General features: G+C 69.1%; 21 protein-coding genes. 8 read left to right on the top strand and 13 right to left on the bottom strand.

Annotated features, from left to right (window positions below; genetic code table 11):
- Nucleotides 1-20: 20 nt before the first annotated feature.
- The 3 genes from KL771_RS16815 to KL771_RS16805 all read right to left on the bottom strand — a co-directional run bounded on the left by KL771_RS16815 (nucleotide 21) and on the right by KL771_RS16805 (nucleotide 2,170).
- The gene (locus KL771_RS16815) at nucleotides 21-578 is read right to left on the bottom strand and encodes an HNH endonuclease (RefSeq protein ID WP_261969698.1); all 558 of its coding nucleotides are present in this window, start codon (nucleotides 576-578) and stop codon (nucleotides 21-23) included.
- 210 nt (nucleotides 579-788) lie between these two features.
- Nucleotides 789-1,454 (bottom strand): alpha/beta hydrolase, encoded by a 666-nt coding sequence (locus KL771_RS16810; protein ID WP_261969697.1) that lies wholly within the window; start codon nucleotides 1,452-1,454, stop codon nucleotides 789-791.
- A 71-nt stretch (nucleotides 1,455-1,525) separates the two neighbouring features.
- A complete protein-coding gene (locus tag KL771_RS16805; protein WP_261969696.1) occupies nucleotides 1,526-2,170 on the bottom strand; it encodes a DNA-3-methyladenine glycosylase family protein in 645 nt (214 codons plus the stop codon).
- 80 nt (nucleotides 2,171-2,250) lie between these two features.
- Between KL771_RS16805 and gluQRS the strand changes: the two genes are divergently transcribed.
- The gene (gluQRS, locus tag KL771_RS16800; RefSeq protein ID WP_261969695.1) at nucleotides 2,251-3,183 is read left to right on the top strand and encodes a tRNA glutamyl-Q(34) synthetase GluQRS; all 933 of its coding nucleotides are present in this window, start codon (nucleotides 2,251-2,253) and stop codon (nucleotides 3,181-3,183) included.
- Here the strand turns inward: gluQRS and KL771_RS16795 are convergent.
- A complete protein-coding gene (locus tag KL771_RS16795) occupies nucleotides 3,158-4,123 on the bottom strand; it encodes an AEC family transporter (protein WP_261969694.1) in 966 nt (321 codons plus the stop codon). The two genes, gluQRS and KL771_RS16795, sit on opposite strands and share 26 nt — an antisense overlap.
- 92 nt (nucleotides 4,124-4,215) lie before the next feature.
- On the opposite strand from KL771_RS16795, the gene KL771_RS16790 reads away from it, so the two are divergent.
- The 3 genes from KL771_RS16790 (at nucleotide 4,216) to KL771_RS16780 (ending at nucleotide 6,502) form a co-directional block, all read left to right on the top strand.
- Nucleotides 4,216-4,623, top strand: a complete 408-nt coding sequence (locus KL771_RS16790; RefSeq protein WP_315901506.1) for a response regulator — start codon at nucleotides 4,216-4,218, stop codon at nucleotides 4,621-4,623.
- A gap of 116 nt (nucleotides 4,624-4,739) precedes the next feature.
- The gene (locus tag KL771_RS16785) at nucleotides 4,740-5,165 is read left to right on the top strand and encodes a L,D-transpeptidase (RefSeq protein WP_261969692.1); all 426 of its coding nucleotides are present in this window, start codon (nucleotides 4,740-4,742) and stop codon (nucleotides 5,163-5,165) included.
- 26 nt (nucleotides 5,166-5,191) lie between these two features.
- Nucleotides 5,192-6,502: a GNAT family N-acetyltransferase gene (locus KL771_RS16780; RefSeq protein WP_261969691.1), complete on the top strand. Its 1,311-nt coding sequence runs from the start codon at nucleotides 5,192-5,194 to the stop codon at nucleotides 6,500-6,502.
- A 15-nt stretch (nucleotides 6,503-6,517) separates the two neighbouring features.
- Here KL771_RS16780 and KL771_RS16775 read toward each other — a convergent pair whose 3' ends face one another.
- On the bottom strand, nucleotides 6,518-7,615 hold the full coding sequence (locus KL771_RS16775; protein WP_261969690.1) for a DUF2125 domain-containing protein: 1,098 nt from the start codon (nucleotides 7,613-7,615) through the stop codon (nucleotides 6,518-6,520).
- A gap of 365 nt (nucleotides 7,616-7,980) precedes the next feature.
- On the opposite strand from KL771_RS16775, the gene KL771_RS16770 reads away from it, so the two are divergent.
- On the top strand, nucleotides 7,981-8,556 hold the full coding sequence (locus tag KL771_RS16770) for a gamma-glutamylcyclotransferase (protein WP_261969689.1): 576 nt from the start codon (nucleotides 7,981-7,983) through the stop codon (nucleotides 8,554-8,556).
- Nucleotides 8,557-8,704: 148 nt separating this feature from the next.
- Here the strand turns inward: KL771_RS16770 and KL771_RS16765 are convergent, their stop codons facing one another.
- The 5 genes from KL771_RS16765 to ftsE all read right to left on the bottom strand — a co-directional run bounded on the left by KL771_RS16765 (nucleotide 8,705) and on the right by ftsE (nucleotide 12,708).
- Nucleotides 8,705-9,064: a hypothetical protein gene (locus tag KL771_RS16765; RefSeq protein WP_261969688.1), complete on the bottom strand. Its 360-nt coding sequence runs from the start codon at nucleotides 9,062-9,064 to the stop codon at nucleotides 8,705-8,707.
- Nucleotides 9,065-9,211: 147 nt separating this feature from the next.
- Nucleotides 9,212-10,006 carry a lysophospholipid acyltransferase family protein gene (locus KL771_RS16760; RefSeq protein WP_261969687.1) on the bottom strand — a complete coding sequence of 265 codons (795 nt, stop codon included), beginning with the start codon at nucleotides 10,004-10,006 and terminating at the stop codon, nucleotides 9,212-9,214.
- Between the two features lie 133 nt (nucleotides 10,007-10,139).
- Complete coding sequence (locus KL771_RS16755) at nucleotides 10,140-10,736, bottom strand: YdcF family protein (protein WP_261969686.1); 597 nt, start codon at nucleotides 10,734-10,736, stop codon at nucleotides 10,140-10,142.
- Between the two features lie 133 nt (nucleotides 10,737-10,869).
- Entirely contained in the window at nucleotides 10,870-11,787 is a 918-nt protein-coding gene (locus KL771_RS16750; protein WP_261969685.1) for a cell division protein FtsX, read from the bottom strand.
- Between the two features lie 261 nt (nucleotides 11,788-12,048).
- The gene (gene ftsE / locus KL771_RS16745; RefSeq protein WP_261969684.1) at nucleotides 12,049-12,708 is read right to left on the bottom strand and encodes a cell division ATP-binding protein FtsE; all 660 of its coding nucleotides are present in this window, start codon (nucleotides 12,706-12,708) and stop codon (nucleotides 12,049-12,051) included.
- 190 nt (nucleotides 12,709-12,898) lie between these two features.
- On the opposite strand from ftsE, the gene KL771_RS16740 reads away from it, so the two are divergent.
- The 3 genes from KL771_RS16740 to KL771_RS16730 are packed head-to-tail and all read left to right on the top strand — an operon-like array spanning nucleotide 12,899 to nucleotide 14,966.
- The gene (locus KL771_RS16740; protein ID WP_261969683.1) at nucleotides 12,899-14,017 is read left to right on the top strand and encodes an MJ0042-type zinc finger domain-containing protein; all 1,119 of its coding nucleotides are present in this window, start codon (nucleotides 12,899-12,901) and stop codon (nucleotides 14,015-14,017) included.
- Entirely contained in the window at nucleotides 14,014-14,553 is a 540-nt protein-coding gene (gene hpt, locus KL771_RS16735) for a hypoxanthine phosphoribosyltransferase (RefSeq protein WP_261969682.1), read from the top strand. The genes KL771_RS16740 and hpt overlap by 4 nt, the downstream gene beginning before the upstream one ends.
- A 23-nt stretch (nucleotides 14,554-14,576) precedes the next feature.
- Nucleotides 14,577-14,966, top strand: a complete 390-nt coding sequence (locus KL771_RS16730; RefSeq protein WP_261969681.1) for a response regulator — start codon at nucleotides 14,577-14,579, stop codon at nucleotides 14,964-14,966.
- Nucleotides 14,967-15,060: 94 nt separating this feature from the next.
- On the opposite strand, the gene KL771_RS16725 is transcribed toward KL771_RS16730, so the two are convergent.
- The 3 genes from KL771_RS16725 to KL771_RS16715 are packed head-to-tail and all read right to left on the bottom strand — an operon-like array spanning nucleotide 15,061 to nucleotide 20,320.
- On the bottom strand, nucleotides 15,061-18,159 hold the full coding sequence (locus tag KL771_RS16725; protein ID WP_261969680.1) for an efflux RND transporter permease subunit: 3,099 nt from the start codon (nucleotides 18,157-18,159) through the stop codon (nucleotides 15,061-15,063).
- A complete protein-coding gene (locus KL771_RS16720; protein ID WP_261969679.1) occupies nucleotides 18,156-19,223 on the bottom strand; it encodes an efflux RND transporter periplasmic adaptor subunit in 1,068 nt (355 codons plus the stop codon). Before KL771_RS16720 ends, KL771_RS16725 begins: the two co-directional genes overlap by 4 nt.
- Nucleotides 19,220-20,320: an efflux RND transporter periplasmic adaptor subunit gene (locus KL771_RS16715; protein ID WP_261969678.1), complete on the bottom strand. Its 1,101-nt coding sequence runs from the start codon at nucleotides 20,318-20,320 to the stop codon at nucleotides 19,220-19,222. Before KL771_RS16715 ends, KL771_RS16720 begins: the two co-directional genes overlap by 4 nt.
- Between the last annotated feature and the right edge of the window lie 147 nt (nucleotides 20,321-20,467).

Raw genomic sequence — 20,467 nt, 5'->3', positions numbered from 1 at the left:
ACGCCCGCGCCCTGCCGCCGTCACGGCTCCAGTTCGGTATCCCAGTAGAGATAGTCGAGCCACGAATCGTGCAGGAAGTTCGGCGGGAACTGCCGGCCGTTATTGTGCAGGTCGTGCACGCTCGGACGGTAGGGCAGCTGATGGGGATGCATGCCGGCTTCGGCCGGGGTCTTGCTGCCCTTGCGCAGGTTGCAGGGCGAGCAGGCCGTCAGCACGTTCTCCCAGGTGGTCAGGCCACCTTTCGAGCGCGGCACCAGATGATCGAAGGTCAGATCGTCCCGATCGCCGCAATACTGGCACTGGAAGCGGTCGCGCAGGAAGACGTTGAACCGCGTGAAGGCCGGATTGCGCGACGGCTTCACGAAGGTCTTCAACGAAACGACGGACGGAAGCTTCATCGAGAAGCTGGAACTGCGCACCTCGACATCGTATTGCGAGACGATGTTGACGCGCTCCAGGAAGACCGCCTTGATGGCGTCCTGCCAGGACCAGATCGACAGGGGATAGTAGCTCAAGGGACGGAAGTCCGCATTGAGCACCAGCGCCGGATGGGCTTCCGGAGATACGTGGACCGTCAAATCACGCTCCTCGAACTCGCACGCGCTACGGTTGGCGGGTCCGACTCGCCACGCGGACCGGACCCTTCCCCCACGCCGATATTCTATAGGCCGTGTGTCGGACTTGTGAAGACCACGAGATCCTGACGCGGATTGCCACCTACGGCGATCCGCCGGGCTGCCATGCGGCAGCCGGATGGCTGTCGGCAACCGGATAACTCTGGACGGCGGTCAGGCCGCGGCCCGGGAACCGAGCCGGCCGGCCAGGAATTCGACCGCGAAGCTCAGGCCGGTCTCGTCGATGCCATGGCCGAGGCCGGGCAGGCGGTGCCACTCGACCGGCAGGCCCGCCGCCGTCAGCGTGGCGACCGCCGGCTCCAGAAAGGCAACCGGGACAACATCGTCGTCCTGCCCGTGCAGCAGAAGGACCGGCGGCTTGGAGCGCGCCTCGCCGGCCAGCTCGCGCGGGCCGGCCAGCAGGCCGGAGAAGCCGACCAGCCCGGCAAAAGCGCGCCGCCGGCGCGGGCCGACATGCAACGCCATCATGGTGCCCTGGCTGAAGCCGATCAGCGCCGCATCGGCCTCGGTCAGGCCGTGACGGGCCAGTTCGTCGTCCAGGAAGGCGTCGAGCAGCGGAGCGGCCTGGTTGACGCCGCGCCAGAACTCGGACGGATCGCGGAAGCTGAGCGGGAACCACTGGTAGCCGAGCCCGGTCATGTCGCAGCGCTCCGGCGCATTCGGCGCCACGAAGGCGGCGGTCGGCAGCACACGGGCGAAATCGCGGCCCAGTTCGATCAGGTCGTGCCCGTCGGCGCCGTAGCCATGCAGCAGGACGACGAGGCGCTGCGCCGGGCCGCCATAGGCCGGAGCGAGACGGGGACCATCGAGAAGCGGCATGGGCGGGCCTTGGGGCGCGGGGATTGCGGGACGTTCGGGACGGGCAGGAACGGCGTATCGCGGCGGACGCGTCAGGCAGGCAAGGTGTCGCGGCCCTCTTTGACAGCAGCATAATAGGCCCAGAACAGGCGCGCGGCGACCCCCCGCCAGGGCGCCCAGGCCTCCGCGATCGCCCGGCACGGCTTCTCGGCCGGGCGCGTCTCCATCGCGAAGGCGATCCGGACCGCGTGCTGCAGCGCCAGATCGCCACCCGGCCAGATGTCCGGATGGCCGGCGCAGAACAAGAGGAAAATATCCGCCGTCCAGGGGCCGACGCCCGAAATGGCGGTCATCACCCGATGCGCCTCCTCGGGCGAATAGACGGCGACCTGTTCGAGATCAACCGCGCCACCGACGATCGCCTCGGAGATCGCCCTGAGAGTGCGCACCTTCGGCGCCGACAGGCCGGCGCCGCGCAGGTCTTCCGCGGTGGCGGCGAGCAGGCGGGCCGGATCGAGCGGATCGACCAGCGCCGCGAAGCGCGTCCAGATGGCGGTGGCGGCGGAGACCGAGATCTGCTGCGCGACGATGATCCGCGCCAGCCCCTCGAAACCCGGCGGACGGCGGCGCAGCGGGACCGGGCCGGCACGCGCGATCACGGCGGCCAGCCGCGGGTCGAGATCGGCGAGCGCCGCGAGGCCGGCCGCAATGTCGTCTTCGCTCTCGATCCGCCGCATCCCGGTCCCTCCCGTCCCCCGGATAGGCGCCATCGGGCGCCCGGCGTCAAGGCCGGGCGAATCGAATAGCCTTGCAGGCCATGACCCGCCCCGTCTTCCGCTTCGCACCAAGCCCCAACGGCGACCTGCATCTCGGCCATGCCTTCTCGGCCCTGACCGATTTCCGCGCCGCGAACGCCGCCGGGGGGCGGTTCCTGCTGCGGATGGAGGATATCGACACGACGCGCTGCCGGCCGGAGTTCGAGGCCGGCATCCTGGCCGATCTGGCCTGGCTGGGGCTCCGCTGGGAAACGCCGGTCCGCCGCCAGTCGGAGCATTTCGCCGACTATGCGGCCGCGCTCGCCCGGCTGACCGACATCGGGCTGGTCTATCCGGCCTTCCTGTCGCGCGGCGCGATCAAGGCGCGGGTCGAGGCGGCGGAGGCGGACGGCCGGGCCTGGCCGCGCGATCCGGACGGCGCACCGCTCGATCCGGGCGACGACCGGGATCTCGACGCCGCTGAGGCGGAACGCCGGATCGCTGCGGGCGCGCCGTTCGCCTGGCGGCTCCGGATGGCTAAAGCCTGCGCGGCGGCCGGGGATGGGCTCGCCTGGCAAGAGGAGGGCGAAGGCCCGGGGGGCGAGACCGGCCGCGTCGCCGCCGAACCGGAACGCTGGGGCGACGTGATCCTCGCCCGCCGGGACACGCCGACCAGCTATCATCTCGCCGTCGTGGTCGACGACGCACTGCAGGGCGTGACGCATGTGGTGCGCGGCCGCGACCTGTTCCACGCGACCTCGGTGCATCGCCTGCTGCAGAGGCTGCTCGGCCTGCCGGAACCGGTCTACCGGCACCACCGGCTGATTCTGGACGGCTCGGGCCGCAAGCTCTCCAAGTCGCTGCGCGATACCAGCCTCGCCGCCCTGCGCGCCTCCGGCGCGACGCCCGCCGACATCTGCAGGATGGTTGGATTGGAACCTGAGGCCGAACCGAACCGGACCGGGTCGGTCAGCCGAACTGAACGACGGCGTTGAACAGCAACACCATGGTGAAGCCGGCCAGCGCCGTCGACAGTCCGATCGAATTCGAGGCCGTGCCATGGGCGGTGTCGAAGCGGACTGCGAACAGATAGGCGTTGACGCCCGACGGGCAGCCGGCAGTCACGGTCAGGACGGCCGTCCAGAGCGGCGTCAGGCCGAAGACGAAATGGGCCAGCACCAGCACGAAGGCGGGCATGACCAGGAGCTTGACCACCGACAGCGCCGCCGCGATGCGAAACTCACCGAACAGGCCGTAGCGCTTCAGACCGATGCCGAGCGCGAACAGGGCGCAGGGCACGGCTGCGCTGGCGAGCTGGTCGATCACCGTCCGCGGCACGCCGGAGAGCGGCAGGCCGGTCATCCGCCACAGGGCGCCGGCCGCCAGGGCGATCACCAGCGCGTTGGTGAGCAGATTGCGCAGGATGCGCATCAGCACGCGGCCGAGATGGAAGGGCTCGACGGCGCCGCGGTCGAGCCGGGCCGCGCGTTCGGTCATCAGCGTGCCGACGACCATCATCACCGGCAGGTGGACAGAGATCAGCATGAACAGCGGCAGTGCGCCGGCCTCGCCATAGGCCGAGACGATCAGCGGCACGCCGACCATGACGGTGTTGGAGAAGGACGCGCAGGCGCCGGCGATGACGCCCTCGGTGCGCGACCGTCCGAACACGCGCGTGGCGATCAGAGTGCCGAGCGCCCAGGCGACGATCACGCCGCCGAAATAGGCGAACCACAGCGGCCAGGGCGACTGGTCGGGGAAATGCGCGGTGCCGACGGTGCGGAAGATCAGCAGCGGAATGCCGATCACATTGACGAAGTCGCCGAGCCCGTCGCCGACCCGGTCGCCGACCAGCCCGAAGCGGCTCGCCAGAAAACCGAGCCCGACCAGCCCGAAGACCGGCAGGACGATGACACCGATCTCGGCGAAAGTCATGCGATGTACCAATTGTTGAGCTTGCCGTTTAGCGAAGATTTAAAACCGCCGCGATAGGGTTTTCCGGTCACCAGCCATGCGGAGACGATTTCGTGGCCCGATCACTCGACCCATCTGGCAGGACTGGCGCAGCCGGCCTGGAAGTTCTGGTCGTGGACGACCATGAGATCGCACGTCGCCTGGCAGAAACCATGCTGGAAGCCTTCGGGGCCGAAGCAACCATGGCAAGTTGTGCCGAAGAGGCCGTCGAACAGGCCGATCGGCATGCCTTCGACGTGGCCCTGATCGACTTCGGCCTGCCCGATCGCGACGGGCTCGACCTCGCCATCGATCTGGCATCCCGCCCGGGCACCCGCGGCGCCGCCCTGATCGCGGTGACCGGACGCGCCCGCCCGGCCCTGCTGCCGAGCGTGCTCGCCGGCTGGATCGAGAAGCCCTACAGCGTGCGCGACCTGCACGCGGCTGTGACCAGCGCCCGCGCCTTCCGGCACGCCAGCTAGTCAGCCGCCAGTCTAAAAACATCAAACATCTTGCAACAGACCTGGACGAAAGCCCGGGCCTGAATAAACTCGGGCGGTTTCCGTCCACGCAATTGTCAGTACGGAGCGTCCCGGTCATGCGTATCTTCTTTGCCGCACTCCTCGCTGTCCTCCTGCTTGCGTTCGCGAGCCCGTCCGCCGAAGCCGCGGTCGAGGCGCGGGTGCAGATTTCCACGCAGAAGATGGTCGTCTATGTCGACGGCATGCCCGCCAAGGAATGGACGGTGTCGACCGGCCGCCGCGGCTACAATACGCCGACCGGCGCCTACAAGGCGCAGTGGCTGTCGGCCCAGCACCGCTCGAAGAAGTACAAGAATGCGCCGATGCCGCATTCGATCTTCTTCACCGGCGGCTATGCGGTCCACGGCACCACCGAGGTCGCCCGGCTCGGCAAGCCGGCCTCCCATGGCTGTGTCCGCCTCGCCCCCGCCAATGCCAAGGAACTGTTTGCGCTGGTGCGCGAACACGGGCTTCAATCGAGCCGGATCGTGATCACCCAGTGACCGCGCCCGCGGCTGCCCGGATCGGGATGCCTGTCCGCACCGAGCCGGCCCGTCTCGCGGTTGCCGCCGGACCGTCGGTCGTCGCCGGGAAGGCGCCGTCGCAGACGGCCGGCCACGGCACGGGCACTGGCACTCGCGCGCAGGAGGACCCGGACGGGCTGGTCGTCCGAAGGCGGCGTCTGGCCGAGACGGCAGACATTGCGTCGGCGTGGCGCGATCTGGCGCGCCGGGCTCTGGAGCCGAATGTCTTTCTGGGCCCCGATGTCCTGCCGCCGCGCCTCGCCGCCTTCGCGCCCCAGGCCGAACTGGTGACGGTCGAGGCACCGGACGGACGACTGGTCCTGCTCGCCGCCGTCTCCCGACGGCGCATCGGCTTCGGCCTGACCGGACGTCTGACGGCGCTCTGGAGCGACGACTATGCCCCACTCGGCACCCCGCTGGTGGCGCCGGACGGCCCCGGCGGCGCCGAGGCGGCCTGGATGGCGCTCCTGTCGCACCTGTCGGACCGGACCGGCCGGCGGCTCGGCGCCTTCGCTCTGCCCGACCAGCGGCTGGACGGGCCGGTGCACGCCGCCTTCGTCGAGGCTGCGCGATCGCTCGGCCTCGCCTGGGCGGGCCATGGCATGCACGAGCGGGCGGCGCTGGCCGGGGGGCGCAGCCCCGAGGCGCATCGGCTGGCGGCGATCGAGCCGCGCCGGCGCAAGGAATATGCGCGGCAGGGCCGCCGGCTCGCCGAACAGGGCCATCTGGTCGGCGATACGGTTACGAACCCGGACGAGATCCCGGCGGCCTTCGTCGAGTACCTCACCCTGGAGGCCGCCGGATGGAAGGGCCGCAACGGCACCGCTCTGCGCCAGGAACCGGCCGCGCGCGGCTTCATGGAGACGGCCGTCGCCGCGCTCGGCCGGAGCGGCGCCCTGACGATCGACCGGCTTCGTCTCGACGGGCGGCCTGTCGCGCTCCTGCTGCGCGTCCGCGACGGCGGAACCGCCTGGCCGTGGAAGATCGCCTATGACGAGGCCCATGCGGCGATGTCGCCCGGCGTGCAGATCATGCTGCAGTCGACCGCGCGGCTGCTCGACGATCCCGGCTTCCGGCTCGCCGACAGCCTCGCGGTGGCCGGCCACCCGATGATCGAGCATCTGTGGCGCGAGCGCATCCGCATCGGCACGCTGATCGTCGGGCCGGCCGGGCGCGGCAATTTCGGGGTCAGCCTCAAGGGCTTCGAGTTCGAACTCCACGACCGCACCCGCGCGCTCGCCCGGGGCCTGCGCGATGCGCTGCGCACCCGCTTCGGAAGCCGCCGCAAGCCGGCGCGGACCGGACGGACGCCATAACGCCCGCGCGCCGGACTATGAGCCCTGCGGAACCAGGAAGAGCGGCGGCAGCCGGCCGAGCGGGGTCGCGCCGAGCTTCATGCGCCCGTGGTCGAGGGTGAATTCGAGGCTGCGGCCGCCTGGCGGCCCGTCCTTGGCGGGCTTGCCGAAGAGCAGGAAGCCGCCGGCGAGCGCCGCCATCTCGGGCGTCACGGTGATCTCGGGCGGGCCGGCCACGTCCTTGGCGGGCTTGCCGTTCCCGGCATTGGCCTTGGCCGGCTCCGGCGCCTCGCCGAGCCGTTCCAGATTGTTGGCGATCAGGGTGATCGCCCCCGACAGCATCCCGTCGGTCTCCAGGCGGATCTCGCCGCGCCCCTCGATGGTCGCCGGCCCGGCGGCGGCCTTGACCGACTTCAGCGCGACCCGGCCGTCGCTGTCGGCCCAGTCGGCCAGGAAATGCGGCCCTCCGCCCGGCTCCAGCGGCAGGCGCACGAGGCTCGCGTCGAGCGACATAGTGACGGCCCCGGGGCCGAGGCGCTGGCCGCCCGCGGTGACCGATCCGGCGGTGACGAAGGCGGCGATGTCCAGACCTTCGACGGCCTCGTCGCGCCGGCCGTGCAGTTCGAGCCTTGTCGCGGCGAGCGTCGCCTCCGGCTGGCCGACCGGCGTCCAGCGGCCTTCGAGCGTGTCGAAGGAGACCGACGCGCGCTGCAACTCGGCGTCGCGAAAGCGCAGGCTCGTCTGCATCACGCCCCACTGGGCGGAGAGCTTCGCGCCGGTGCGGGTCGTTGCCGTGACGGGTGCATCCAGTTCGACGATGATCAGGTTCGGCTGATAGACCAGCGCAACCGCGCGCAGGCCCCGGGCGGTAGCCTTCAGGCCGCTGGTGCGATCCTCGAAGGTCGGCCCGTCGCAGCGGATCTCGATGCGGAACGGATAGCCGGCGACACTGCGGTCCGGACACTCGATCGCGAGGCCTCCGGCGGCCATTTGCGCGAGCGAGCGGTCGATCTCGGTCGAGACCTGGCCGCGGATATAGAACCAGGCGGCCGTCCACAGCCCGGCCGCGATGAGCACCAGCCCGAGGATCAGCTTGGGTCCGAGCCGCCCCGATGGTTTCGCCGTCCCTGCCATCACGCCGCGCCTTTCACTGCTGCCCGCCCCGAAGCCGGAAGTCCGCACGAACTTCGCACCGGTCGGCGTGCCAAGAAGAAGAGATCCGGTCCGAGCACCGCGGACTGAAGATTGCGACCGATTGCGGCAGTTCTCGGCCCAGGTCAAGCCGATCCGCCACCGGGCAGGCGGCGGGCGATGGCACGCGCGGCCGGCGACGGACCGACGCGCCGGAGGGTCCCGTCCGTCGCCGCTTGCCCGCGCCGACGCGATCCCGTGCCGGCCCCGGCCGCTTCCGTATTGCGCTGCGGGCCCGGCCTTGATAACCCGCCGCGGACCGCCGCTTCGCACGCCGAGCGGACGGGAGGCCAGAACGCGGACATGACATGCTGGACGGGCAGGATCTCTGGGTCTTCGGCTATGGCTCGCTGATGTGGCGGCCGGGTTTCGCCCCTGTCGAACAGGTACCGGCGCGCGTCAACGGCTGGCACAGGTCGCTCTGCGTCTATTCCTGGGTCCATCGCGGCACCCGCGAACACCCGGGCCTCGTGCTCGGCCTCGATCGCGGCGGGGCCTGCCGCGGCCTCGCCTTCAGGGTCGAGGCGGCCAAGGCGGCCGCGGTGCTGGCCTATTTGCGCGAACGCGAACAGGTGACCGCGGTCTATCGCGAGATGGTGCGCCCGGCCGCGCTGGCGGACGGTTCGGGGCGGACCGTGCCGGCACTCTTCTACGTGGTCGACCGCAACCATCCCCAGTATGCCGGCAAGCTGGCCCTGCCCGACCTCGTCCGTCATGTCCGCCAGGGGCGCGGCATCTCGGGCGCCAATCCGGACTATGTCCTCAACACCGCCGACCATATGGCCGGGCTCGGCATTCGCGACGGCCTGATCGAAGCCCTCGCCGCCCATCTGCGCGTGCGGCCGGGCCATTCGCCGGCGGCGGATGTGGACGACGTGGAATAGCGGGCCGGGTTGGGTCCGGGCGCCGCACCGTGGTCCGGCCGCATCGGAGGCGTCCCGACGGGCCGGATCGGCGGATCCGATCGTCCGCCGCATGATCGGTCTCGGGGCGGCCGGCCGAACCCCGTGCCGCCGCGTCCGATCTCGCGCCTCAGGATCCTGTGAGGTCGGCCAGGATGGCGGCCCGGGCATCTTCGTCGCGGGCCAGGAAATGCGCCCAGCAGCGGGTGCGCTCAGTGGGGATCGGGCCAAGCGAACGGCCGTGGCGGACGCCGTCGCGATCGATCGAACCGATCCAGACCAGACGCGGCTCGCCATGGGCCGCCTCGCCGTCCGGTTCGACGACGATCAGCAGGACCGCTTCGGCGAGATCGTCGAGCGTGTCAGCGGCGACGCAGGAGAACAGGTAACGGCGCCCGGATGCCCCGCTCCAATAGCGGAAGCGATCCGCAAGGCCGATGGCACGGGCACTGTCAGGGCTTCCTGCGGTCATGAAGGCGGGACGGCACATCGTTGTCTCCAGTGAGAACATTCATAGAACATTCCCAAGGCTGCCGCAAGCGAATCGGCATGCTTGTTCGTCATGACCGCATGCGTGCGGTCATGGCCCGGCAACAAGAAGACCAGCCAATGTGTCAAATCGACGCAGTGCGATTATTCACGCCGGCGTGACCGACTTGCGACGCTCGGCCAGATAGCGGGCCGCCGATGCCGGCGCCGGTGGTGGATTGGGGCTCTCCAGCGCCTCGATGGCCAGCGCATCGGAGGCCGTCTCGATCACGTCCTGGAGCCGGGTCATCACCGCCTCGGCCGACAGGCCAGGTTCGATCGGCGGCAGGAATTGCACGATCAGGCGCCCGGGATAGCGAAAGAAGCCCCGCCGCGGCCAAAACAGGCCGGAATTCAAGGCCACCGGCACCAGGGGCGCCTTGGTGGCGCGATACAGAAACGCGACCCCGACCTTGTAGGCGGGCTCGACGCCCGGCGGCCGTCGCGTGCCTTCCGGATAGATCAGTACCGATCGCCCGGCCTGCAGCGCCTCGACCGAGCGCTTGGTCATCGCCCGCAGCGCCTCGCGGCCGCCCGCGCGATCGACCGGAATCATGCCGACCTTGGCGCAGAACCAGCCGAAGACCGGAATCCAGACCAGTTCCTTCTTCAGGACGAACACGGGATCGTGAAAGAGATGCAGCAGCGCCAGGGTCTCGAAGGTCGATTGGTGCTTCGACGCGACCAGCACGCCGCCGGCCGGAAGATTCTCCAGGCCGCGAATCTCGACGCGGGTCCCGGCGATCGCCTCGAGCAGGACCAGATTCAGCCGCGACCACACCTGGATGCCGGCATGCAGGATGCGCTTGGGCAGCAGCATGGCCGGCAGAAGCACGATCATCCAGACGATCATGTTGATGTAAAAGGCGACGTTGAAGGCCAGAGAGCGCAGGAACAACAGCATCGTCGAGGGGATCCGGGGCGGGGGGCCGGGGGGATGTCGGGCGCGAAGATCGCGGCAGGTCGGCGGGCGGCGAGACGGACCGGTCCGCGGAGCCGTCGCCCGACCGGCCCGCATCGCCGCCCGCGGCAGTGTCTCAGGCGCGACCGACCAATTCCAGGCCGAGGCGGACGCGCGCGAGCATATACTTCACGTATTCGGCCAAGAGAAGCTTCACCGTGCCGGGCCGGCGATACCAGGTGTCGAGCTCCAGTTCAGGCCGCTTGACCGGGCGCGGCACGAGCCGCACGCCCGGCAGCGAGCTTTCGAGTTCCAGCAGGGCGCGCGGCATATGGTAGGCGCTGGTCACCACGATGAGCGACTCGAAGCCGTTCGCCCGCGCCCAGATGTCGGCTTCCAGCGCATTGCCGGTCGTCGTCTCCGCCTGATGGCCGAGATCGACGCAACAGGCGAACAGCCCCGGATTGGCCTCCGTCGCGCGCTGGATGTCGTGGGCTGTGGTGGCGGGATGGACGCCCGAGATCAGCAGCCGGCGCGCGCGGCCCTGCTCGAGCAGTTCGACGGCAAGCTGGACCCGATCCCGGCCGCCGGTCAGGACCACGATCCCATCGGCATGGTCGTCTGCCGGCAGATAGCCGGTGGCGACGTGATCCGCGAACCAGACGAAGCCGACCAGAACAGCGGTGAGCGCCAGCGCCGGCAATGCGGCCGCCGCCGCGAGCGCACGCCTCACCCGGCCGCGCCGCCGGTTGGAAGTCTCCGTCGCTGGACCCGACCCGAATGCCGTCATTCACTCCTCGATCGCACGATACGGTCCGACGCCACGGGTCGGCGCCGCCCCGATGGCCGGCGGCCCGCCCCGCCGCTCAGTCCATCTGGTTCAGATAGCTGCGCACCGTCAGCCGCGATGTGACGGCGGTCAGCGCTGCGACCAGGGCGACGATGCCGACCGCCCCGAGATAGCCCGTCCAGCCGACCGAAAAGCCGCCGAACAGGGCCTGGGCCTGATCGCTGGCCGCGGTGCCGGGCGTCACCCGGGTGATCCAGTCGGCGACCGCGAAGGCGAGCATCGCGGTCAGACCACCGGCCGCGCCGCCCTGCAGCCCGAGCAGCAGGAAGTGGCGCTGGAATTCGCGCGCGACGAAGCCGTCCTCCGCGCCGACGAAATGCAACACCTCGATCACGTCCCGGTTCCCGGCCATCGCGGCCCGGGTGGCGAAGACCACCGACAGCACCATCGCGCTGAGCACCAGGATGACCACGAGCCAGCCCGCCACCACCATGGTGCCGGCCATGGTTCTGAGCCGAGCCGCCCAGACGCTGTGATCGTCCAACACCGCCCCGCGAACCTCGCGCGCCAGCCGGCTGCGCAGGCCGATCAGATCGGCGGCGGCGGGATCGGAAAGTTCCAGGACGATCAGCCGCGGCACCGGCAGGCCGGACAGATCCAGCCCGGCGCCGAGCCAGGGCTCCAGCAGGCGGGCGCTGTCGCGTTCCGACAGGAGGCGCACGTCGCGGACCCCCTCGGTCTCGCGCGCGACCGCCATGGCGGCCTGCAGGTTGGCCTCCACCGGGACCCCGTCGACGGGCTTCAGCTGGATCGTGACCTCGCGCGACACGTCGAGCTGCCAGCTCCTGGCCGCATCGGAGACCAGCGTCAGCACGCCGAAGGCGAGACAGGCGAGGAAGCCCATGATGGCGACGACCAGGATCAGCGCCCGGCCGGCGACCGCCTGCGGCGGCACCACCGGCACGCTCGGCTGCGAACGCGCGAGGGGTCGCATCGGCCGGCGGGCGCCGGACGGCGCGGCCGCCCGGCCAGTGGTCTTCGGCCCGGTGCGCGCCGGGACCTGACCGCGCGTTGCGGCCGGCGCGGCACCGGAGGCGGCCGGCCGGGACGCGCCCGACCCGCCGCCCGCCGCACCGGCCGGCGGGCGCATCTGCGGCGGCAGAGGCGTGGTCACAGGGCGGCGTGGCCGGTCCGGCCCGCGTCCGCCGCCCCCCTCACCCCCGCCACCCGGACCGACCGGTTCGCTCATGGCCCCTCACTCGTCGATCATGATGCGGCCGTCGGCCAGGATCATCCGACGGGCGTCGAACTGCTCCATGAGCGTCAGGTCGTGGGTCGCGATGACCACCGAGGTGCCGAGCCGGTTCAATTCGACGAACAGGCGCAGCAGACGGCGGGCGAGCGGCGGATCGACATTGCCGGTCGGCTCGTCGGCAAGCAGCACTTCCGGCTTGGTGATCAGGGCGCGGGCGATGGCGGCGCGCTGCTTCTCGCCGCCCGAGAGCACCGGCGGCAGCACATGCATGCGCTCGCCGAGCCCGACCCAGTTCAGGAGATCGACCACGTCGGCGCGGTATTCGGCCTCCTCGCGGCCGACCACGCGCAGCGGCAGGGCGACATTCTCGTAGGTGGTCAGGTGGTCGAGCAGGCGGAAATCCTGGAACACGACGCCGATCCGGCGCCTGAGCTGCGGCAGGTCGGCGCGGCCGAGCCGCGAGGTCTCGTGGCCGAACACGGTGATCAGGCCTCGCGTCGGGCGGAGCGAGAGGAACAGGAGCCGCATCAGGCTCGTCTTGCCCGCGCCCGAAGGCCCGGTCAGGAACTGGAACGAACGCGGGGCGATCTCGAAGGTGAGATCGCGCAGCACCTCGGGACCCATCCCGTAGCGCAGGCCCACATTCTCGAACTTGATCACGTCCGGCCCTCCCGGGCATGCCGCAGATGGCCGATTCGGGACACTCCCGATCCGGCTTCATCCTATGCAAAACGCCGCCTGGGTGCCACGGGCGCACCTGCGGCGTCGCGTTTCCGAAAACGCAAGGGTTATGCAGGCCTAATGCGGCGAAACCAGAACGCCCCCGAGGATTTCGGCCGCCAGAAGAGCCATGCGGATCACCTGCCCGAACTGCGACACCAGCTATACCGTCCCGGCCGACAAGATCGGGCCGAAGGGGCGGACCGTGCGCTGCGCGCGCTGCGGCCTGCGCTGGCACGCGACCCAGGCGGATGACGCCGCGACAGAGAACTCCGGGCGCGATGGCGAGGCCCCGTTCCGCGCCGAGGCGGCGCCCGGACCCGGCGTGCCGGAGCGCCCCGCATCCGCGCGGATCGAAACCGACCGCCCGTCACCCCTCCAGCCCCGACCCGAGCGCCCGTCTCCGGGCGACCTGGACCGTCCCGAACCGGATGTCCGCCCTGGCACCGACGCGGCGCCGCCTGCCGACGAGACCGAGGCGGAACCGCCCGCCTCGGCGCCAGTGCGGGCCGCAGAGGCTGAGGCCGTCGGTTCCGATCTCGCGCCGGTCGCCGCCGACCCGGCCGACTGGCCGGACCCGGCATCGGCCCGCGCTCCGCTCGTCCCGATCGGAGCCGCAGCCCGGCCGTCCGCAGGCGAAGCCGCATCCGAGGGCGACGGACGCGTGCCGGAACCGACCGCCAAGGCCGAAGGCCACGGCGATGTCGAAAGCCTCGCCAAGCGGCCGTCGATCCGCGTGAAGCGGCCGCAGAAGCGGCGCATCCGCCTGCCCAATCTCGACTATCGGGCCAGCTACACCGCCGCCAAGCCCTGGATCGGCCTTGCGCTGTTCGGCCTCGCGATCCTGCTGCCGCTCGCCACCATCGTGATGCGCGCGGCCATCGTGGAGGCCATGCCGAGCATGGCCGGGCTCTACCGGGCGATCGGCTTCGAGGTGAACCTGCGCGGCCTCGTCTTCCAAAAGATCGAGACCATCCGCGAGTTGGAGAGCGGCCAGCCCGTGCTGGTCGTCGAAGGCGAGATCAGCAATCCGACCGATTCGGCTCGTCCGCTGCCTTCGATCCGGCTCGCCCTGCGTGGCGACGATCGACAGGAAATCTACGCCTGGTCGGTCGATCCGAAGGCCACTTCGGTATCGCCCGGTGCTAGCGTGCGCTTCCGAACCCGCCTCGCCGCCCCACCCGACGATGCGCGCGACGTGCAGATCCGCTTTACCGAACGCAGGAGCCGGCAGGCAGCCCATCCATGAAGACATCCGATATCGAAGTCCTGTTTCCGGCCGAGGCGATCGCCGGACGCAATGCCGCCCTGGCCCGCGAGATCCACGATGCCGGCTATGTCGATAACGTGCTTGTCGTGGCCGTATTGAAGGGCAGCTTCGTCTTCGCCGCCGACCTGATCCGAGCGCTGCATTTCGCCGGCATCTCGCCGGAAGTCGATTTCATGTCGCTGTCGAGCTACCGGGAAGGCACCACATCCTCGGGCGTGGTCACCGTGATCCGCGACATCGAGACCGCCGTGCAGGGTCGCAACGTCCTGCTGGTCGACGACATCCTGGAATCCGGCCGGACGCTGGCCTATGCCAAGCAGACCATTGCGGAGCGCGGCGCCGCCCGCGTCGGCGTCGCGGTGCTGCTCGACAAGCCGGGCAAGCGCGTCGCCCCGATCGAGGCCGATTTCGTCGGCTTCGTCTGCCCGGACAAGTTCGTGGTCGGCTATGGCATGGATGCGGGTCACGCCTTCCGCGAATTGCCCTTTATCGGGTATGTAAGGGAGGGGGGCTGATTCGGCCGGCAAGGAGCGTCGCCATGGCGCGCATACTCCTCGTAGAGGACGACGATTCCGTGCGCGCTTTCGTCAAGCGCGCGCTGGAGTTCGACGGGCATGCGGTCCTGCCCACCGAAGATGGCGCCACGGCGCTGGAGGTCCTGCGCCGCGAGAAGGGCGCCTTCGACCTGATCGTGTCGGATATCAAAATGCCGGTCATGGATGGGATCGCACTGGCGCTGAATTCTGCGCGCGACTTCCCCGACCTGCCGCTTCTCCTGATGACCGGCTATGCCGATCAGCGCGAACGCGCTCATGGGCTCGACCATCTGGTTCGCGACGTGGTCCTGAAGCCTTTCAGCCTGGCCGATATCCGCCGCGCGGTCGGCGCCGCACTGGCCCCGCCAGGTTCGAAAGTCGCGGTCGCCTGAGGGCGGCGGTTGCCGCCCTCCCGACCCGTCTGATCCCCCCGAATGTCCCCAGCCCCGACGCGCATCCGCCGGCCCGCGCCGGATGCGATTGCGTTCAGGATGCGAGCCGATCGGCGTCCGGCGCATGGCCGTCCGACGAATGCTCCGCCGGCGCGGGCGCGGGTTTGATGCGGAACCAGGCGACATAGAGCGCCGGCAGGAACAGCAAGGTCAGAACCGTGCCGACGATGATGCCGCCCATCATCGCGTAGGCCATCGGCCCCCAGAAGATTTCGCGCGCGATGGGAATGAGCGCGAAGCTCGCGGCGGCGGCGGTCAGCAGGATCGGCCGCATCCGCTGCTCAGTCGCCTCCCGGACGGCATTCCAGGCGTCCATCCCCTCGGTCCGCAAGGTCTCGATCTGGTCCACGAGAATGACCGAGTTGCGGATCAGGATCCCGATCAGGGCCAGCACGCCCAGGATGGCCACGAAGCCCATCGGCGCACCGCTCGGCAGGAGCGCGGCGACGACGCCGATGATCGCCAGCGGGGCGACGGCAAAGACCAGAAACAGCCGGCTGAAGCTCTGCAACTGGATCATCAGGATCGTCGCCATGGTGAACAGCATCAACGGCGCGACGGCCGCAATCGGCCCCTGGCTCTGGGCGCTCGCCTCGACGGAACCGCCGATCTCGATGCGATAGCCGGCGGGCAATGCCGCCTTGAACGCCGCGACCTTCGGTTCGAGAGCCTGAACCACCGTAGCCGGCTGGAGGCCGTCCTTGATCCCCGCCTGTACCGTCACGGTCGGCACGCGCGACCGCGTCCAGACGACCGGCTGCTCGACCTCGTAGCGGAAGGTCGCCACGGCGGCGAGCGGGACGGAACGACCATCGGAGGTCGGCAGCTGCAGGCTCGCCAGACCCTCCACCGAACTGCGTTCCGCCGCGACGGCCCGGCCGACGATGTCGATGAGATAGACGTCGTCGCGCACCTGCGTGACCGTCGTCCCGCCGACGATTCCGTTCAGCAAGGAGGCGATCGTCTCCGAGGAGATACCCAACTGCCGGGCGCGATCCTGCATCACGTCGACCTTCACGACGCGCGCGGGTTCGCTCCAGTCGAAGATGATCTCACCCAGATGCGGATTGCTCGCCATGACGCTGCCGAACGCCATCGAGATCTCGCGGACCTTGCGGATGTCCGGCCCGCTGACCCGGTAGGCGACCGGACGCCCGACCGGAGGCCCGATATCCAGCAGCTTCACGTAGGCATCGGTGTTCGGGAACGTCTTCTGAAGATATTCCGAGAACTTGATCTTCAGACGGTTCCGGGCCTCGATGTCCTTGGCGATGATCACGGTCTGAGCAAAAGACGGACTGCTGGGCTGGACGTCGAAGGAGAGCAGGAAGCGCTTGGCGCCTTCGCCGATATAGCTCGACCAGCGAACGATATCGGCATTTCCGGTCAGCTGCTCCTGCTCGAACCGCGCCACCTGGGCGGACGTCTCGGCAATGGAAGCGCTCTGCGGCAGGTTCCAGTCGACAATCAGTTCGGTTCTGTCCGACGAGGGGAAGAACTGCTGCTGCACGAACTGCATGCAGTAGACGGAGACCACGAAGGCGACGAGGGTTCCGCCGATGGTCAGCCAGCGCCAGCGCATGCAGACATCGAGGACGGCCGCGAAGGCCACCCCGAACGGGCCTTTCGAGCCGTGATGCTGTTTCATGGTCTTCGGCAGGATGGCGACGCCGAGAAGCGGCGTGAACAGAACCGCGACGATCCAGGACAGCACGAGCGACGTGGCGATGACCACGAAGAGCGTGAAGGTGAACTCGCCGGCATTGCTGTTGTTCAATCCGACCGGGATGAAGCCCGCGACCGTGACCAGTGTCCCCGTCAGCATCGGAAAGGCCGTGGAGGTATAGACGTAGGTCGCCGCCTTCTTGAGGTCGTCCCCGGCCTCCAGCCGCGCGACCATCATCTCGACCGCGATCATGGCATCGTCGACCAGAAGCCCGAGCGCGATGATCAGGGCGCCGAGCGAGATGCGCTGCAGGGAGATGCCGGCATATTCCATGATGATGAAGGTCATGGCGAGCACCAGCGGGATCGCCACCGCAACGACCAGTCCGGCACGCACACCCAGGCTGACGAAGCTGACCACCAGCACGATGGCCACGGCTTCGAACAGTGCCTTGGTGAAGCCCGACACCGCCTCTTCAACGACCTTCGGTTGATCGGAGACGAGGTGGACCGAGATGCCGATCGGCAATTCGGCCTCGATCCGCTCGATCTCGGTTTCGAGAGCCTTGCCGAAGGCCAGTAGGTTGGCACCGCTTTTCATGCCGACCGCCAGACCGATGGCCGGCTTGCCGTTGAAGCGGAACAGGGTGTCGGGCGGATCGGCATAGCCGCGCGTGATGGTTGCCACATCGGACAGCCGGAAGAACCGGTCGTTGACGCGCAGGTTGATGTTGCGCAGGCTTTCCTCGGAGGCGAATTGCCCGCTGACCCGCACGCTGACCCGGTCGGCCCCGGTCTGGATCACGCCCGAGGGCGTGACGGCATTCTGCGCCTGGAGGGTCTGGACCACGGTCGACTGGGAAATGCCATAGGCGGCGAGTTGCCGCGGCGAGAATTCCAGAAAGATCACCTCGTCTTCGGCTCCGACCAGATCGACCTTGCCGACATTGTTCACGGTCAGGATCTTGGAGCGCGCATCCTCGACATAGTCGCGCAGTTCGCGCTGGCTGAAGCCGTCGGCCGTGAAGGCATAGATGTTGCCGAACACGTCGCCGAAATCGTCGTTGAAAGCCGGCCCGACCACGCCGCTGGGCAGATCGGACTTGATGTCGGCGACGATGTTGCGCACCCGCGCCCAGACGTTCGGCACGTCCCTGCCCTTGGTCGTGTCGCGCAGATTGACGAAGATGACCGTCCGACCCGCCACCGACATGCTGCGGGTATAGTCGAGCTGCGGCAACTCCTCGAGCTTCTTCTCGATCCGCTCGGTGACCTGCTTGATGGTTTCCTCGACGGTGGCGCCCGGCCAGGAGGCGGAAATGATCATGGTCTTGATGGTGAAGGACGGATCCTCCTCCCGCCCGAGGTTCAGATAGGAAAAGAACCCCGCCAGCGAGAAGACCAGCATGAAATACCAAAGCAACGAACGGTGGTTCAGTGCCCAGGCCGAGAGATTGAAGCCCTTCATCGCACTGCTCCGTCCATCTTGACCCGTTGACCTTCGACGAGGCTGTTCACGCCGGCCGTCACCACCCGCTCGCCCTCCTTCAATCCTTCCAGCACGACCCATTGGCCGTCAGGTGCCGGTCTGATCTTGACCGGTCGTGCCGTCACGCGATCGCCGTCCATGGGCACGACCCAAACCCGGGTCGTCCCGTCCAGCTCCAGCACGGCGGTCTTCGGCAAGGCCAGAAAGGCGGCGTCCTCGCCCGGAAACGGCACGCTGACGATCGATCCGAGTCTGAAACTCTCGCCGGGATTCTGCAGGGCGATCTTGACCCGGCGCGACCGGGTGGCCGCGTCGGCGAGCGGTGCCACCTCGCGCACGACGCCGTCCGCCTGGATGCTGGGCTTCAGCTGCAGGGCGACCCGGAAGGGTTCGCCAAGCTTCAGCCGGCCGACCAGCGTATCCGGCAGGTCGACGACCGCATCGCGCAGATCGGGGCTCGCGACCCTGACCACCCCCTGCCCGGCGGCGACGACCTGACCGGCATTGGCCGAGACGGCCGTCACCACGCCATCGAACTCGGCAACCAGACGTGCGTAGCCGAGCTGCTCGTTTGCTTTCTCGAGCGCAGCCGCGGCCTGGACCGCCGCCGACCGCGCCGTCTGCAGGGACTCCTCGGCGGAATCAAGGTCGGCCTGGGAAGCCGTGTTCGTCTGGCGCAGCATGCGTTGCCGCGATTCCGCGCCGATGGCATTGGCAAGCGTCGCATTCGCCCCGGTCAGCGCCGCCTGGGCGGCGTCGACCGACTTCTGCAGCACGGGTGTATCGAGCGTGGCGAGGAGCATGCCCTTGGTCACCGTATCGCCGACATCGACGGGCCGGCTGACGATCCGGCCGAGAAGACGGAAGCTGTGATCCGTACTGACCTGAGGCTGGACCACCCCGGTGAAGACCTGAGCCTGATCGCGAAACGGCTTGATCACGGTGAACTTCACCGGCCGGATCGGCGCCTCGGCCTTGTGTTCCTCGGCCCCGCAGGCAACGAGCGGCAGCATCAGCCCGACGATAAGAAAAGGTCGGATCATCGGGATGCCGTCTCCTCTGCAGTGGCGACAGTCTGTCCGGGCCGCAGCAACTTGGTGCCGTCGATCGCGATCTTCTCTCCCTCCGAGAGGCCACCGTCCACGATCACGGTGTCGGCCCCATAGGAGCGGACGACGACGGCGCGCGGCGTGACGCTGCGGGTCGCCGGGTCGAGGACCCATACGGCCGGCTTGCCGTCGTCGGAGGTGAGTGCGGCCGCAGGCAGCACGAAGACCATCGGCGACGCGATGCGGCCCGTGCCGCTCACCGCCGCGCCGAGCGTCATGCGGGCGGGCACGTCGTCGAGGCCGACCTTGACGCGGACCGTCGCGGTTTGGGCATCGACGGTCGGAGCCACCTGGCGCACCGGCCCCTTGGCCATCACGGCGGCATCGGCAACCAGGCGCACGACGACCTCGACCGGCTCGGCGGTCCTGCCGTCCAGAAGCAGGCCCTCGTAGATGTCGAACAGCGCGTCGCGCGGCCCGTCCCAGGCAATCGAGAACATGGTGCTGGCGGCCTGTGCGGTCTCGCCGACATCTAGCAGCCGCGACGTGACGATGCCGTCCGCATCCGCCTTCAACTCGGCGAAGGAGAGCGTCTCCTCGGCGCTGGCCAGCTGCGCGCGCGCCGAATCGGCATTGGCTTGCGCAACCTTCATCGCCCTGTTGGCCTGGTCGAAATCGCGCCGCGTGGCGAAACCCTGGGCGAACAGCGATTGAGACCGCTCGAAGGCCGCCGTCGTCTGGCGGACTTGCGCGTCGGCGGCGACCACACCGGCCTGCGCGGACTGAACGTCGGCGACCTGGGTCCGGGTATCGAGACGGGCCAGCACCTGACCCTTTCGGACATGATCGCCGACATCGACGAGCCGTTCCACGATCCGCCCGCTCGTGCGGAACGAAGTGGCGGTCTCGGTGCGGGCGGCGATCGTCCCGGTCAGCGTCACCGTCTGATCGACATGGACAGGACGGACTGCGGCGATGCGGACGGTGCGCGGCGGCGACGAGCGGGCGGACGTGTCCGGTTGGCACGCCGCCAGAAGCGGGGCCGCGACGACGGACAGGCCGATCAACGCCATTCGAATGATCACTGACATTTTTCTCTCCGATCGGAATCCAGTCCGAAGGGCGTCGGCGCCGGATTTCACGGCGCGAGGCATGCGAAACTTTTAGAAACCGGTAAGTTTCCGTATTGACAGAAACCGATCGGTTTCCAAATGTCAAGGGATGATGGAAGCACCTGC

Origin of the sequence: Prosthecodimorpha staleyi, from assembly GCF_018729455.1 — a bacterium.
GTDB classification, from domain to species: domain Bacteria; phylum Pseudomonadota; class Alphaproteobacteria; order Rhizobiales; family Ancalomicrobiaceae; genus Prosthecodimorpha; species Prosthecodimorpha staleyi.
The sequence above is the reverse complement of the archived record's forward strand: the minus strand, read 5'-3'. Positions and strand labels throughout refer to the sequence as shown.